The organism is Ruminococcus difficilis (assembly GCF_016680995.1).
The window spans coordinates 1-14,789 of record NZ_JAEQMG010000174.1 but is presented as its reverse complement, the minus strand read 5'-3'; the positions used below and the strand labels follow the sequence as shown (position 1 = coordinate 14,789).

General features: G+C 49.4%; 14 protein-coding genes. 2 read left to right on the top strand and 12 right to left on the bottom strand.

Annotated features, from left to right (window positions below; translation table 11 throughout):
* Nucleotides 1–148: 148 nt before the first annotated feature.
* Entirely contained in the window at nucleotides 149–454 is a 306-nt protein-coding gene (locus JKK62_RS15830; protein WP_186833750.1) for a helix-turn-helix domain-containing protein, read from the bottom strand.
* 144 nt (nucleotides 455–598) lie between these two features.
* Between JKK62_RS15830 and JKK62_RS15825 the strand changes: the two genes are divergently transcribed.
* Nucleotides 599–1,042: an LOG family protein gene (locus JKK62_RS15825; protein ID WP_186833749.1), complete on the top strand. Its 444-nt coding sequence runs from the start codon at nucleotides 599–601 to the stop codon at nucleotides 1,040–1,042.
* A gap of 451 nt (nucleotides 1,043–1,493) precedes the next feature.
* Here the strand turns inward: JKK62_RS15825 and lysS are convergent, their stop codons facing one another.
* The 11 genes from lysS to JKK62_RS15770 form a co-directional block, all read right to left on the bottom strand.
* The gene (gene lysS / locus JKK62_RS15820) at nucleotides 1,494–2,963 is read right to left on the bottom strand and encodes a lysine--tRNA ligase (RefSeq protein ID WP_186833748.1); all 1,470 of its coding nucleotides are present in this window, start codon (nucleotides 2,961–2,963) and stop codon (nucleotides 1,494–1,496) included.
* Between the two features lie 281 nt (nucleotides 2,964–3,244).
* Nucleotides 3,245–3,718, bottom strand: coding sequence for a transcription elongation factor GreA (greA, locus tag JKK62_RS15815; RefSeq protein ID WP_186833747.1), 474 nt, complete (start codon nucleotides 3,716–3,718; stop codon nucleotides 3,245–3,247).
* A gap of 81 nt (nucleotides 3,719–3,799) precedes the next feature.
* Nucleotides 3,800–4,627, bottom strand: a complete 828-nt coding sequence (locus JKK62_RS15810) for a hypothetical protein (protein WP_186833746.1) — start codon at nucleotides 4,625–4,627, stop codon at nucleotides 3,800–3,802.
* Between the two features lie 78 nt (nucleotides 4,628–4,705).
* Nucleotides 4,706–5,950, bottom strand: coding sequence for a murein hydrolase activator EnvC family protein (locus tag JKK62_RS15805; protein ID WP_186833745.1), 1,245 nt, complete (start codon nucleotides 5,948–5,950; stop codon nucleotides 4,706–4,708).
* Nucleotides 5,951–6,096: 146 nt separating this feature from the next.
* Nucleotides 6,097–6,996: a permease-like cell division protein FtsX gene (gene ftsX / locus JKK62_RS15800; protein ID WP_186833744.1), complete on the bottom strand. Its 900-nt coding sequence runs from the start codon at nucleotides 6,994–6,996 to the stop codon at nucleotides 6,097–6,099.
* A gap of 33 nt (nucleotides 6,997–7,029) precedes the next feature.
* A complete protein-coding gene (ftsE, locus tag JKK62_RS15795) occupies nucleotides 7,030–7,716 on the bottom strand; it encodes a cell division ATP-binding protein FtsE (RefSeq protein ID WP_186833743.1) in 687 nt (228 codons plus the stop codon).
* 125 nt (nucleotides 7,717–7,841) lie between these two features.
* Complete coding sequence (locus JKK62_RS15790) at nucleotides 7,842–8,927, bottom strand: PucR family transcriptional regulator (RefSeq protein WP_186833742.1); 1,086 nt, start codon at nucleotides 8,925–8,927, stop codon at nucleotides 7,842–7,844.
* 953 nt (nucleotides 8,928–9,880) lie between these two features.
* Nucleotides 9,881–10,999, bottom strand: a complete 1,119-nt coding sequence (locus JKK62_RS15785) for an ABC transporter ATP-binding protein (protein ID WP_186833741.1) — start codon at nucleotides 10,997–10,999, stop codon at nucleotides 9,881–9,883.
* A 335-nt stretch (nucleotides 11,000–11,334) separates the two neighbouring features.
* A complete protein-coding gene (locus JKK62_RS15780; protein ID WP_186833740.1) occupies nucleotides 11,335–12,039 on the bottom strand; it encodes a pseudouridine synthase in 705 nt (234 codons plus the stop codon).
* Between the two features lie 17 nt (nucleotides 12,040–12,056).
* On the bottom strand, nucleotides 12,057–12,500 hold the full coding sequence (locus JKK62_RS15775) for a DUF4830 domain-containing protein (RefSeq protein WP_186833739.1): 444 nt from the start codon (nucleotides 12,498–12,500) through the stop codon (nucleotides 12,057–12,059).
* A 219-nt stretch (nucleotides 12,501–12,719) separates the two neighbouring features.
* A complete protein-coding gene (locus JKK62_RS15770; protein WP_186833738.1) occupies nucleotides 12,720–13,370 on the bottom strand; it encodes an HAD hydrolase-like protein in 651 nt (216 codons plus the stop codon).
* A gap of 724 nt (nucleotides 13,371–14,094) precedes the next feature.
* On the opposite strand from JKK62_RS15770, the gene JKK62_RS15765 reads away from it, so the two are divergent.
* Nucleotides 14,095–14,789, top strand: a 695-nt coding sequence (locus JKK62_RS15765; RefSeq protein WP_186833737.1) for a hypothetical protein, incomplete at its 3' end; no start/stop codon positions are given.

Genomic DNA, 14,789 nt, shown 5'->3' with positions numbered 1-14,789 from the left:
GATTCAACTCAAAACAAAACTGACGCCGATAGAATACCGACGTCAGTATGTTGCTTAAATCTTAATATTCTGCCTTTAGGGGGCTTTTTTGTGCTGTCCGTACAATTTGGGGCAGTTCATTACATGCCGCTCTGCTCATTATTTTGTATTATTTCAGCCCTTTTGCCAGGCTAATCAGATTTGATAGTTGGTCGCTGCTCAGTCCCTTGGTTGCTTCTATCAGCTCGCTGACTTTCGTGGGATTAGCGGTATCAAGATCAAAGAACTCTTTTGGCGTTATTTCAAGGTAGTCGCAAATATAGAAAAATGTTTGCATTGACGGATAATTGATCCCATTTTCTATATTGTTAATATAGCCGGGGCTTTGTCCGATAGATAAACTCATGTCCCGTGCGGAAACGCCTTTATTGATACGTAAAGTGGAAAGTCTCTCAGAAAACTCTTGCTTATTCACGTCAATCACCACCTTGTGTATAATTTTACTATACACTATGGTGTATTATATCCAATTGATTCATCGATTATTGTTGACCTATCTACTGTGTTTAGATATAATATATAAAAATATATATTTTATTTAGATGTGGTGAATAGGGAAATGAAAGCGTGCTGCGGTTTTGGTCACCGGACAGTATTAGCAAATATTGATGACAGTTTATACGCAGCCGTCATAAATGCGGTTGATGCAGGCTACAATATGTTCTACACCGGTGCTATGGGTGAGTTTGATACCCGGTTCTCTTCAGCCGTTCGTAAAGCTAAGGTAAGATACCCTCAAATCAAACTGATCTGTGTAAAGCCTTATTTCACAAGCAATCTCAACACAAATAAGGAATACTATTGTTCCCTTTATGACAATATCATTATCCCTCCCGAAATCATCGGCATACACTACAAAGCGGCAATAAAAGCACGAAACCAGTGGATGGTCGATCACTGTGATTTGATAATCTGCTATGTTATCCGCAGCTACGGCGGAGCAACGCAGGCTGTGCGATACGCCTGTAATCAAGGTAAACATATTATCAATTTAGGTGAATGAAAACCAGTCTGTCATCGCCTTTGAAACGGCGCTTAATATAGCCCTAAAACGTCCAGATTTCAGCCGTATCGCGTTTTTAGAGTAAGCTAAGGTAATTTCACTCCTTTTTTTGGAATTGACTTCATTTAATAGATGAAAAGTATGATTTGACTAAAAAAGTCAGGTTTTAAGCCACTTTTTGCACTTTGCAACAGTGCTGAGAATTCACTTGTGGTTTAACAAAACTGTAGTAAGATCAGAAAGAGTCTTCATAAAAAAGGACAGGCACTCACATAAGTGAATGTCTGTCCGGTGTTTATTTCAGAGTATCGCCAATTCTGCTTTGCTTTACAAAATCCTTGTGTAATAATCTGCATGAATTGGCTTAAGTTTGGCTTAAGGGCTTAATCAGCATCCTTTAAGCATACAATATATAGCGATTTATAAGCGAGTATATAGCTATATATTGTGTTTATTTATCCAAGCTCTTCATTGTCGGGAATAAAAGTACATCCCTGATAGCCGGGGAGTTGGTCATGATCATGACCAGTCGGTCGATGCCGTAGCCGATGCCGCCTGTGGGGGGCATACCGATCTCGAGTGCGTTGAGGAAGTCCTCATCGGTGGTGTTGGCTTCTTCATCGCCTGCGGCAAGCATCGCCTCCTGCGCCTTGAAGCGCTCGCGCTGATCGATCGGGTCGTTGAGCTCGGAGTAAGCGTTCGCCATCTCCCAACCGTTGATGAACATCTCAAAGCGCTCGACATACTCGGGATCCTCGGGCTTTTTCTTAGTCAGCGGAGAGATCTCGATCGGGTGATCCATGACGAAGGTCGGCTGGATCAGATGGCACTCGGCGTATTCCTCAAAGATCAGGCTGAGGATATCGCCCTTCTGATGTCTTTCCTCATATTCGACATGCAGCTTGTCCGCGACAGCGCGGGCGTCCGCGGTCGATTTGACCTCGCTCCAGTCGACGCCGGCATATTTCTTCACCGCGTCCACCATCGTGATACGCTCAAAGGGCTTCTCAAAGTCGATCACGTTCTCGCCGTAGGTCACCTGCATCGAACCGTTGACCTGCTGGGCGACATAGCGATACATCGCCTCGGTCAGATCCATCATGCCGTGATAATCGGTATATGCCTGATACAGCTCCATCAGTGTGAACTCGGGGTTGTGGCGGGTATCCAGACCCTCGTTGCGGAACACTCTACCGATCTCATATACCTTCTCCAGACCGCCGACGATCAGGCGCTTTAAGTACAGCTCCAGCGAAATGCGGAGCTTCAGATCCTCGTCCAGCGCGTTGAAGTGCGTCTCAAACGGTCTTGCCGCGGCGCCGCCGGCGTTCTGCACCAGCATGGGCGTCTCGACCTCCATAAAGCCGCGGTCATCCAAGAAGCGGCGGATGGAGGAGATGATCTTGGAGCGCTTGACAAAGGTCTCCTTGACCTCACGGTTCATGATCAGATCGGTGTAGCGCTGACGATAACGGGTGTCGGTATCGGTCAGACCGTGGTATTTTTCGGGCAGGATCTGTAACGATTTGGACAGCAGGGTCACACTGCTCGCGTGCACGGAGATCTCACCGGTCTTGGTCTTGAACACCTCGCCGGTGACGCCGATGATATCGCCCACATCATACTTTTTAAAGAGCGCGTAATCCTCGACGCCGATCGAATCGCGGGCGACATATGCCTGGATGCTGCCCTTGAGATCCTGCACATTGCAGAAGGACGCCTTGCCCATGACGCGCTTGAACATCATTCTGCCGGCAACACTGACGGTCTTGCCTTCGAGCTCGTCATAGTTTTCCTTGATATCCACACTGTGGTGGGTCTGATCAAATTTGGTGATGACGAAAGGATCCTTGCCCATCTCCTGTAAGACGGCGAGCTTCTCTCGTCTGAGTTTCAGAATTTCATTAAGATTTTGTTCCATATCCTACCTCAAATACATTAATAAAAACAGCCTTCCCCTCAAAAGAAAGGCTCAGTCTGTAGAAAAGACCTGTCAAAGCCTTCCTTTGGGAAAGGAAGGTGGGCTCGCATCAAGCGAGCTCGGATGAATTGCATGAATTGACCGACCGAAGGGAGATACTAATTAATTACGATTGTTATTGATGCAACATAATTATATGAAGATACTCGCTTCGCTCAAACAATTTAATACAATTCCTCACCCACTCTCGTGGGAGCTCCCTTTCCCAAAGGGAGCCGAAATTATTTGAAAATATCAAGCACCTTGAAGCCGATCACACCGGCGGGTACCTCTACCTCGACAGCGTCGCCGATGGCATGTCCGAGCAAAGCAAGTCCGACAGGGGATTCATCGGAGATCTTGCCCTCGGAGGGGTCAGCCTCGTTGGAGCCGACGATCTTATAGGTGACCTCGGCGTCGGTGCGCAGGTTCAGCAGCTTGACCTTGGAGCCGACGTGGATGTGCTCGTTGGAGATGCCCTCCTCGTCGATCAGCACCGCGTTTTTCAGCGTAGCCTCGATGGTCACGATACGCGCCTCGAGCATCGCCTGCTCGTTTTTCGCGTCGTCATATTCACTGTTCTCGGAAAGGTCGCCGTAGGAACGCGCGACTTTGATCTTTTCCGCGATTTCTTTACGCTTTTCGCCTTTGAGAAGATCGAGCTCCTCTTCTAACTGTTTTAAACCTTCAGCGGTCAACATTACCGGTTTAGCCATTTTTATCTTCCTTTCAATAATCAAATCATGATTCAAGATATTCGCATACAAGCTATATTATATGACAAGTGTGGGTTGATGTCAAGAATTTATGCGGGATAACAGGCGTTTTTTGAGCGCCTCGACAAGGCTGCCGCGGGTATGTATCGTGACCCCGTCGCCGCATCGGGTAAAGACCTCGCCGCCCAGCTCTTTCGCCCTGCCCATCGTGTACAATGCCGACGCAAAATACATCTCGTCGAGGAAGTCGGGGCAGATCTCACGGTACTTTGACGGCAGTTCAAAAAAGTACTCGTATACCGTCGCGGCGTTTTGCTTTACCGCCGGAGCCTCACCCGTCAGGATCAGCGCGTCGGACAGACAGGGCAGTTCTTCCTCCAACCGCCCGGGCGCTATGATCAGATCGGCGTCTCTCAGGCAGCTTTTGTCCCGACAGAGCTTCAGTGCCGCGCCCTTTTCATTGAGCAGATATTCCGCCTGCGCCGCGTAGATCCGGGTCGCGGAGCTCAGGACATTGACGGGATCGCCGTACTCCGCCAAATAATCGCACAGCCCGGCGCAGTCACCGTCATCATCCACGAGAACGGCTTTGATTTGCCGATCGGCGACCGTCCTCAGCAGATACAGCGCGGCGTTCTCGCACATCCGTCGGCTCAGATCCGTCGATACAAAACGCTTGTACCCGCTGTTGCTCGCAATCGCCATATCGGGCGCGCATAAAACGCGGTTGCGCTGTGCCTTGACAAAGCGGTCGATGGACGTCCAGCTGACCTTGCCGCGATAATGCTCATAGGTCACGCACTTGAGCGTTACCGCGTCACAGTAACGGTGCTCTACACGGATCCTGTTGCGGCGCAGTCGGCGCAAAAAGCCTTTATTATGCTCTTCGATCTGTAATGCAGTCATCATAAAAATCCCTCCGCAATAGCTTATGCGGAGGGATCGAAATGTATGATTTCATTGTCGGGGAATCTCCCCTATCGGTCTTTAGAACAATGCCATCGGATTGCTTCTGACGCCGTTGATACGCAGCTCAAAGTGCAGGTGAGGACCGGTGGACCAGCCGGTAGAACCGGAATAGCCGATCAACTGACCCTTGGATACATATTCGCCGGTGGAGACCGCGGTGTTGATCATATGACCGTAGATGGTCTGGTAGCCGTTATCGTGCTGGATCCAGACATGGTTGCCGTAGCCGCCGCCGTGGTTACACGCGCCTACGCCCGCGCTGGAATGAGTACAGTCGTTAGAGGAACCGATAACCGTACCGGAGTTCGCCGCGTAGATCGGGGTGCCGATGGGAGCGGCAATATCCGTACCGCCGTGGCTCTCATAGGAACGACCCTCACCGAAGCCGCCGGTTATCGTATAGCAGCCCGGGATCGGCCATGTCCAGCCATCGCCTGCGTCGATTTGTGACGGAGCGCTGTAACCGCCACCGCCGGAAGAACCGCCGCCGTTGTCGCTGTAGTCGATCTCTTCTTCCTCATCATCAGAAGATGAAGACGGAGCTGCCGCTGCCTGCTGAGCCGCCGCCTCTTGCTGCTGAGCCTGACGCACTAACGCCTGAAGCTCCGGCTTCAATTTGCTGAGCTCCTCTTCGCTGATGCTCAACTGCATCTGCGCGTCATTTGCTTCGCTCTGCAGACTTGCGAGCGTTTCTTTGTTTTCGTCGAGCAGCTTGGTCAGCTCATCCTGTTTATTGGTCAGAGTGGTATGCTCTTCTTCCAGGCTCGCTTTATCTGCTTCAAGCGCCTTTTTCTCCTCAGAGATGGTGTTGAGTTTCTTCTTGATGCCGTTGATCAGTTCAGCGTCATGATCGCTGACGTACTGAACCAGCTGGAGCTTATCGAGGAAGTCGGTAAAGTCCTTTGCGCCCATGACGATCTCCAGCGCGCTGACGTCACCGGAAATATAGATGGTCTTGATGCGCTGGCGGAGTGTATTCATGTTGTTGTCGATTTCCACATTAGCGGCGTCGATCGCCTGCTGCTTCTCAGCGATACTCTTATCATAGATGGAGATCTTCTGATAGCAGACCTGAATCTCGGCGGTCACGGACTCGACCTGACCGACAAGAGCGTCGACCTCTTCCTGCTTTTCGGATACAGCAGAATTCGATTTGTTCAGCTTTGCCTGATACTCCGCCTGCTGAGATTCCAGCTCAGCCTGACGAGCTTCCAGTTCGCTGATCGTCGCCGCGGTGGTGGACGCGGCGCCACCTATTATCATAATGAGGGCTAAACATACTGATAGTATTTTCTTCATCAATCTCATAGCCTTTCTGCCCGCAGGATTTTCCAAAACCGATTACCGCGGGCGGGTAATGGGTGAGAACTGTTTCTGTTTTACAGCTTTCCCCTTGAGGGGAAGGCATTTTACCAGCCTAAGACCTCGTTGCCTTCGTGAGTCAGGAAACGTCGAATCGACACCATACTGCCCAGTGAACCTACCAGCACACCTGCCGCGACGAAGGAGCCGATGATCGGCCACATGACCTCGGTGAAGCGTGTATACTTGAAGTCAAGGATCTTCTGCACCGAGTTGATGATAGCGTCGGACAGCACAAACAGCAGTCCGATCGCGATGATCGCCGAGATCAGACCGATGACAATGCCCTCGATGATGAACGGTACGCGGACAAACGCGTTGGTCGCGCCCACGCTCTTCATGATGCTGATTTCAAAGCGGTGCGAGAACATGGTCATGCGGATGGTGTTGCTGATAATGAACAGCGAGATGATCGCCAGCGCCAGAATGATCCACAGACTCATCGTCGTGATGAAGGATGACAGGTTGGTCAGCTTCTCAGCGACCTCACGGTGGGAAGAAACCGACGCGACGCCCTCGACCTCTTTGATCCTGGCGACGGTATCGTCATACTTGGACAGATCATCCATCTTGACGCTGTAAGCATAGGGCAGCGGGTTGTCATCGCCGGACATGTTGGCGAAGACCTCGTCGCCGAGCTGATCGCGGTACGCCTGGATCGCTTCATCCTTATCGATGAACTCGACCTGAGATACGTTCGCGACCTGGCTGAGCTCCTTGCCCTTATACACTGCCTCAAGCTTGGTATAGCTGTCATCAAGGAACACCTTGGTGACGTTGGTATCGCCGACAGAGTCGACGATGTTGGAAACATTGATGGTCAACATGACCGCAGAACCTGTCAGAACCAGACAGGATATCAAAACGCCGATGGACGCGAGGGTCATCAGGCGGTTATGAACTAAATTCTTGAAGCCTTCTTTAATCAGATAGCCAAAACTACTCATACTTCCATTCCTTTCCGTTGTACTGATCCAAACTCAGATTGCGACGAATCTGTTGTCATCGGAGTCAGAAACAACTCTGCCGTCGTCGATAGTTATGACTCGCTTGCCAAAGGACTTTACCAGCTCGTGCTCGTGGGTGACCACCAGCACCGTGGTGCCGCGCTTGTTGATCTCGGAGAGGAGCTCGATGATCTCATAGCTCATCTCGGGGTCGATATTGCCGGTGGGCTCATCCGCGATGATCAGAGCGGGGTTGTTGACCAGCGCGCGCGCCAAAGACACACGCTGCTGCTCACCGCCGGAAAGCTCGGACGGATGATCGTTCGCCTTATCGGCAAGACCGACCAGCTCCAATATATAAGGTACGCGCTTTTTGATGGAATCGTTTCGCTTGCCGACGCAGCGCATCGCGAAAGCGACGTTCTCATAGACCGTCATCTTGGAGATCAGACGGAAATCCTGGAACACGATACCCATCGTACGTCTGAGATACGGCACCTTGCGGCGCGGAAGAGTCTCGAGGTGCATATCATTGATGATGATCGAGCCGGAGGTGGGCATCTCCTCACGCATGATCAGCTTGAGGAAGGTACTTTTACCGGCGCCGGAAGAGCCGACGATAAAGACGAACTCTCCCTTCTCGATGTTCAGGGATACATTGTCCAGCGCGTGAACGCCGTTACTGTCATATACCTTGGAAACGTTGTTGAACTTTATCATAGTAATACCTTTCGCTGACAGAATATCTGTCTTTGTTGGGATTATATGGATAGATAAGGGGCGGATCACTGAACGCCGAAAACCTCTGCCTCACTGATCCGCTTTTGACTTGTTGTATCGATAGATTAATACTTGGTCGGGCTGGAGGTCAGGTACTTCTTGACCATCAGCGCTACCTTAAAGACGATCGCGTCCTCAAACTCTCTGAGATCCAGACCGGTCAGCTTCTTGATCTTTTCCAGACGGTAGACCAGCGTGTTACGGTGGACAAAGAGCTTACGGGAGGTCTCGGATACGTTCAGGTTGTTCTCAAAGAACTTCTGGATGGTGAACAGGGTCTCCTGATCCAGGCTCTCGATTGAACCGCGCTTAAAGACCTCTTTGAGGAACATTTCGCACAGGGTGGTGGGCAGCTGATAAACCAGACGGGCGATACCGAGGTTATCGTAGCTGACGATGGTGCGCTCGGTATCGAATACCTTGCCGACCTCGAGGGCGACCTGTGCTTCCTTAAAGGAATGTGCCAGATCCTTGATGCCGGTGACGTTGGTACCCATACCGACGACGCAGTGGGTATAGAACTCTGTGGAGAGGGTGTCGACGATGGAGCCGGCGAGCTTCTCCAGATCCTTGGTAGAGATACCGGGCTTGATCTCCTTGACCAGCGCGATATCGGTCTCATTGATATTGATGACAAAATCCTTGGTCTTGTCGGGGAAGAGATTCTGTACCACATCAAAGACGGAAACGTCCGTCTTGGAGGTGATCTTGATCAGCATGACGACACGGCTGACGTCGCTGTTGAAGCGCAGCTCGCGCGCCTTCAGATAGATGTCGCCGGGCAGGATATTGTCGAGGATGACATTTTTGATAAAATTGGAGCGGTCGTATTTTTCATCATAATACTGCTTGATGGACGCAAGCGATACCGCCAAGAGCTGCGCGTACTTCTGCGCGATCTCGTCGCTGCCCTGTACAAAGACAGCGTATTCGGATCTGGTCGAAGAACCGAACGACTTAAAGGTATGACCGTTGATGACAAAAGGCACGGTCGCCGAGAGGGTATCGGAGGTGATGCTTTCGTTCACCTCGCCGATGCGCCCGAGCTCCGAGCAAGCGATAACAACCGAAGTCTCGTCCACTACGCCGATCGTTCTGTCGATCGCGTCCTTCATCTGATGAATAACTCCCTGAAATAATCTATTGGACATAATGCTCCTCCGTCAGAAAAAAATAGTCAAAATACCGAACGATTTGGTGATTTACCTAAAGAAGCCACCTATCTCATATACATTTTACACAAAAGAATCAGAAAAAGCAACCTTTTTTTTAAATTGAATCGACTTTTTTATGAGAAAAAAGAAAAAAATGATAAAAACTTCATCATTATTTCAAACCGGTAATTATTTAAAAACGGGCTCTTTTCTTTCAAAAAGTCAAAAAACGGCTTCAATATCGCATTTTCGTTCGGAAAAGCAGCATAGATTTTTCTTTATATGCAATATAACAGATAATATCGCGGAAATAAAGCGCTGAAATTACAATTTTTTAAACTTTTTGTGAACAATAAAGAGAATTGTGCCGCACCGATTTTCAGACCACAAGATGTTGAGGAGTGAGGAGTTAGGAGTGAGGAGTTAGGAGTGAGGAACTGTAGGGTACGGCGCTTGTCACGCTTGTCCGACGAACCGAGAATGACGGGCGTTTCCTATATCGAAAGCCCATAGATAGAAACACAACGCCTCTGCCATGCGGTACGTCATAAATGCCGTACCCTACAAAACGTACAGCTCCTCAACAAAAATGCATCTTGACCAACGCCCTGCTGCGGGGCGTCGAACACGCGTGTTCAAATGTCGACCCCTACAAATTCTCTGAAACGTTTACCGTAGGGGAGGGGCTTGCTCCCGCCGAGACGCTTCTGCTGCTATTATCTTTCACTTGTACGGTTTGGTTGATTTGCGGTAAATGACATTTTGCGGAAGGTTGAGATTGCCACGGCTCCTAAAGGAGCCTCGCAATGACAAAAAATAGCGGCGGGAGCAAGCCCCCGCCCTACAATACAAAAAGCCCGCCGCTTTCGCGACGGGCAAATGTACATAATAGGTTGTTCAACCCTCAGGCGCTACGCGCCAACTCCGTTGGAAAAGGGAGCCTGACATCATCAGTTGGTGATGGTCATCTCGGTGTCCTTATCGAAGATATGGATACGCTCGAGGTCGAACGCAACGTCGATATAGTCGCCGGGCTTCGCGGTGGAGGTGGGCTCTACGCGAGCGGTTACCTGAGTGCCGCCGATGTTGACATACAGATAGATCTCTGCGCCCATCAGCTCGGTTACGACAACGTTGGCGTTGATAACGCCGTTCTTGCCTTCGCACTTCTCGAGGAACTCAGGCTCGTCATGGATATGCTCGGGACGGATACCGAAGCGAACTTCCTTGCCGACGTAGGGCTCGAGAACGCCGTTCTTGTTCTTGCTGTCGGGCAGGGTGACGGTATACTCGTCGAACTTGAGGGCGAACTTGCCGCCTTCCTTCACGAGGGTAGCGTCGAGGAAGTTCATCTGCGGGGAGCCGATGAAGCCTGCTACGAACTCGTTGCAGGGCAGATCATACAGATGCTGAGGAGTATCGACCTGCTGAATGAAGCCGTCCTTCATAACAACGATACGGGTACCCATCGTCATAGCCTCTGTCTGGTCATGGGTTACATAGATAAAGGTAGTACCGAGCTTCTGATACAGCTTGTTGATCTCGGTTCTCATGTTAGCACGGAGCTTAGCATCCAGGTTGGACAGCGGCTCGTCAAGCAGGAATACCTTAGGATCACGGACGATCGCACGACCCAGCGCGACACGCTGTCTCTGACCGCCGGAGAGAGCCTTCGGCTTTCTGTCGAGGTACTGTTCGATACCGAGGATACGGGCAGCCTCGCCTACGCGACGCTTGATTTCTTCCTTAGGCATTTTGCGGAGCTTCAGACCGAACGCCATGTTATCGTATACGGTCATATGAGGATACAGAGCGTAGTTCTGGAAAACCATCGCGATATCTCTGTCCTTGGGAGCAACGTCGTTACAGAGCTTGTCGCCGATGTACAGCTCGCCCTTGGAGATATCTTCCAGACCCGCTACCATACGCAGGGTAGTGGACTTACCGCAACCGGAAGGACCTACCAGAATGATAAATTCCTTGTCGGCGATCTCAAGGTTGAAATCGGTTACAGCGGTAACGCCGCCGTCGTAAATTTTGTAAACGTGTCTCAGTGATACATTAGCCATTAAAAAACCTCCATTTTTATCCAAATCTGCACGCCTAAAGAAGTGCAGCAAAAACTACTGAATCAATTGCTTTACGCACTTATGATAAGTGTACACCAATAATATATCATACTTTTCTGTGCACTTCTACTTGTTTTTTTACTAAATATTCCGGTCAATATTTAGTTAAATTTCCGATAAGACAAAAAAAGCCCTGCCGTTATTGTGCGATTTGACAATGAAAAATCCAATGTATAAGCCAAACACCCTGTTTTTTTGTGTGATTTGTTGAAACCGCAAACATATCCGTCTTTTACATAACGATTCATTTTTTGCAGGATCAGCGATTTTCAGCCTCAACCGAACACTTTTGCCGCCTCTTCTGCCGTCAAAACGCGTATATCACCGGGCTGAGATCCCGCGTCCAAGGACAAATTGCCGATCCTGACACGCCTGAGCGCCTCGACATGATAGCCCAGCGACGCGAACATCCGCTTGACCTGATGATACTTGCCCTCGCTGATCGTTACCGCGACACGGCATCCGCCGAGCAATTCAGCCCTGCCGCTTTTACAAACGGTGCCGTCGCCGAGGACGATACCCGCTTCAAATGCCGCGATAATGCTGTCCTCCGGTTCACGGTCGAGGGTCGCGATATAGCGTTTTTTCACGTGCTTTTTCGGCGAGAGCATCCGATGGGCAAAGTCGCCGTCGTCGGTGATCAGCAACAATCCCGTCGTATCCTTGTCCAGTCTGCCCGCGGGGAAGAGTCCGTCACGGTACAGCCCGGGCGGCAGAAGATCGAGCACGGTGCGCTCATCTCTGTCTTTGGTCGCCGAGACGACCCCTTCGGGCTTGTCCATCATATAATAGACGTATTGTTGATAGGTCAGCGGCTGACCGTCCAGCGACACCGTATCGGCTTCGGTATCGACCTTGGTATCGGCGGCGCGGATGACCGCTCCGTTCAATAACGCGCGTTTTTCTTTGATTGCCTTCTGCGCCTCTTTACGGCTCAGCGCCGTCTGAGAGGACAAAAACTTGTCTAATCGTTCTTTCATGCTTCACCTATTCGGGTTCAACGGATCATCCGCATCTCCCTGCCGTCGCAGTTCGCGACATGGGCGGCGATGATCCTGTTCTCACTCACCAACACGGACGCGTTCAGCGTATCGTCGACAAAATATTCATATTCCGTTGCCGCTTTTCCCTTGTACGGCACCAGATCGAATCCCTGCTGACGCTGCAACTCGTTGTATTCTGTATATATATCATTCCAGTTTTTCGGCACGGTGATCTCGTGCTGAAAGAGGAATTCCGGAGAAGAGTAGCCGCAGGAGGTGAGAAAGCGTTCGACGTCCGCTTCATCCCCGGCGTGCAGTGTGACCGTTTCTCCGTTGATCTCCATCGTATCCGCCGCTCTGCCGCGCAGCGCGACCAGACAGATCGTGACAAAGAGCAAAACGCCGATCAGAGAAAGGATCGTTAATCGAATATTTTTGAGCCTGACCGATTGAAACATACCATCACCGGTACAGTATATGCGGGGCGAGGTCGATTTATCACGCTATGATAGGGGAGGATCCGGATCCTCCCGATATTCTCTTCCTCTTCAGCGCTTTTGTTGAACATCAAATGTTAACCATTCGGTATGTCGAACACGCGTGTTCAAGCGCCGTACCCTACAACTCTACCCAACGTCGTTCGACTCATCGGCTATACGGACGAGCAATGCTCGTCCCTACATAAATAAATGCAAAATCTCCCCGGGACTGTCGGCAAAGTCAATCGCGCCGCAGGCTTTCATGCTCTCGACCGTGCCGTAGCCGTAGGTCACGCCGAGGAAATCCACCCCCGCGAGCTGAGCGCCCCGCGCGTCAAAATGCGTATCGCCGATCATCAGGGCGTTTTTCTTATCCGTACAGCCCAGCGTTTCGATCGCGTAGGGAATGATATCCGCCTTGGCGCGGCGGCTGCCGTCGAATGTCGAGCCGCAGATCGCGTCGAGATACGGCGTCAAGCCCATTTTATCGCACACCATCTCAGCGACAGGCTCGTTCTTTGAGGTACACACCGCGATTTTGAAGCCGCGTTCACGCAACGCGGCGAGCATCTCGATCACGCCGTCAAGCAATTTGTTGGTTTTTTGTCCGACCTCGTCGTAGTAATCGCGGTAGATGATCATTCCTCGCTCGATCTGATCCTCCGGCACGGCACACATCCCGCGGAAGGTATCCTCCAAAGGCGGTCCGACGTATTTCGTATAATCCGACAGATCGGGACAGGGCAGCCCCAACGCCTCCATCGCGTGCGCAAGCGACACCCGCACACTCTCGGCGCTCTCGATCAGCGTCCCGTCCAGATCAAACAGAATGTAGTCATAATGATTCATATCTTTCACCGAGTTCAATTTTATGGGGAATCGGTGATTTTGTCAACCATTGATTGAATTGACTTTTACTTTATATAATGTTAGAATACATTTAATAATGGGTAATTGTGTGTCATTCTCAGGATCGGTAATTCGCCTACCCCTTGCAATGACAATTATACAAAAGGAGATTGAAGATATATGAAGCTCGGAATTGAAATATAAGGAGTAATTCCACATTTCTCTATATTTCACTACAAAAGTCAACTTTTCTTGAATAATACTGGGTTTGTTGGGATAGTCAAAACCACATAACACCACGTAACGCCACGTATCTCAATAGTGAATTGGTGTAAAAATGGTGTAAACAGAAAAGCAGAATAAGAGCCTAATACACTATTTAGACAGAGAAAGCAGATTGCTTTACTCTGTCTTTTTTGTTTTGGTTCGTCGCTTTTCAAGTATAGAGAAAGGCATCCTAAATCTGCATAAACACTGACTTTTTTTGGATAATAAAGATTGACAAAAATTTAACAATGTGCTATAATATAGATAGAAAATTAAAAGTCAGGGGGTTCCGTCACATACCCCGAATTTTGGCTTCATTTCAGTGAAATCGTGACTCTGCAATTCACGATTTCACTGAAACCTGCAAGTGTATAAACTACGTTTTATACATTTGCATTGAAGCCTTTTCGGGGAACTGACGGAACCCCCTATTTCTTTTGGAAAGGAAGATTCTAGTATGGCAAATTTTGTCAATCATAAAAAAGGAATTGTTTTGTCAGAAACTGATAAAGAGTTATTGAGTTCATTGTATAAAGCGGATTTTTTGTGTGACTACCACCTATCATTAATTATAGGTGAGAATAAACGATATGTAGCTAAGAGGTTACATGACCTTGCGACCGCCGGATTAGTAGGTCGTAAAGTGCTGAAAGCTAACTGTCCTGCGGCGAACTGGATTACGAAGTCTGGAATTTCGAAAGCAGGATTACCGCCACGGAATGTAAGACCGCCTACATTGGGGAGATATGAACATTCTCTTGGTTGCGCTGATATGTATGTCTATTTCTGTTTGCTCCGTAAGCTCAAAGATGGTAGCAGAAAACGATTTGTTCATTTCGGCAATATCATAACCGAGAGAGATTTCAACGCCGTAAGAGAGTTGAAAGAAGTCGGCAAGAAAAAGAACGGACAACCCATATTGAAATCATTGGATTTTGATATCCACCACCCAGATGGTTACTTTTGCAAAAACGGCAAGTATTATGCTTTGGAATTCGAGCGCACAGCAAAATCTACATATGAGATTGTAAGGGATAACGCACTGGATAACTGCAAAAGGTTTTCAAAGCAATTTTGGGTATATGATTCTAAATCGGTGTATAACTACTTGAAGAAAGCCCAAGCTGAAATTGGTGCTGACAAGCTACAAAT

What these genes read in the sequence shown, in the direction of transcription:
- JKK62_RS15825 (WP_186833749.1), top strand. Translation starts at nt 599, where the DNA reads ATGAAAGCGTGCTGCGGTTTTGGTCACCGGACAGTATTAGCAAATATT.
- lysS (WP_186833748.1), bottom strand. Translation starts at nt 2,963, where the DNA reads ATGGAACAAAATCTTAATGAAATTCTGAAACTCAGACGAGAGAAGCTC.
- greA (WP_186833747.1), bottom strand. Translation starts at nt 3,718, where the DNA reads ATGGCTAAACCGGTAATGTTGACCGCTGAAGGTTTAAAACAGTTAGAA.
- JKK62_RS15810 (WP_186833746.1), bottom strand. Translation starts at nt 4,627, where the DNA reads ATGATGACTGCATTACAGATCGAAGAGCATAATAAAGGCTTTTTGCGC.
- JKK62_RS15805 (WP_186833745.1), bottom strand. Translation starts at nt 5,950, where the DNA reads ATGATAATAGGTGGCGCCGCGTCCACCACCGCGGCGACGATCAGCGAA.
- ftsX (WP_186833744.1), bottom strand. Translation starts at nt 6,996, where the DNA reads ATGAGTAGTTTTGGCTATCTGATTAAAGAAGGCTTCAAGAATTTAGTT.
- ftsE (WP_186833743.1), bottom strand. Translation starts at nt 7,716, where the DNA reads ATGATAAAGTTCAACAACGTTTCCAAGGTATATGACAGTAACGGCGTT.
- JKK62_RS15790 (WP_186833742.1), bottom strand. Translation starts at nt 8,927, where the DNA reads ATGTCCAATAGATTATTTCAGGGAGTTATTCATCAGATGAAGGACGCG.
- JKK62_RS15785 (WP_186833741.1), bottom strand. Translation starts at nt 10,999, where the DNA reads ATGGCTAATGTATCACTGAGACACGTTTACAAAATTTACGACGGCGGC.
- JKK62_RS15780 (WP_186833740.1), bottom strand. Translation starts at nt 12,039, where the DNA reads ATGAAAGAACGATTAGACAAGTTTTTGTCCTCTCAGACGGCGCTGAGC.
- JKK62_RS15775 (WP_186833739.1), bottom strand. Translation starts at nt 12,500, where the DNA reads ATGTTTCAATCGGTCAGGCTCAAAAATATTCGATTAACGATCCTTTCT.
- JKK62_RS15770 (WP_186833738.1), bottom strand. Translation starts at nt 13,370, where the DNA reads ATGAATCATTATGACTACATTCTGTTTGATCTGGACGGGACGCTGATC.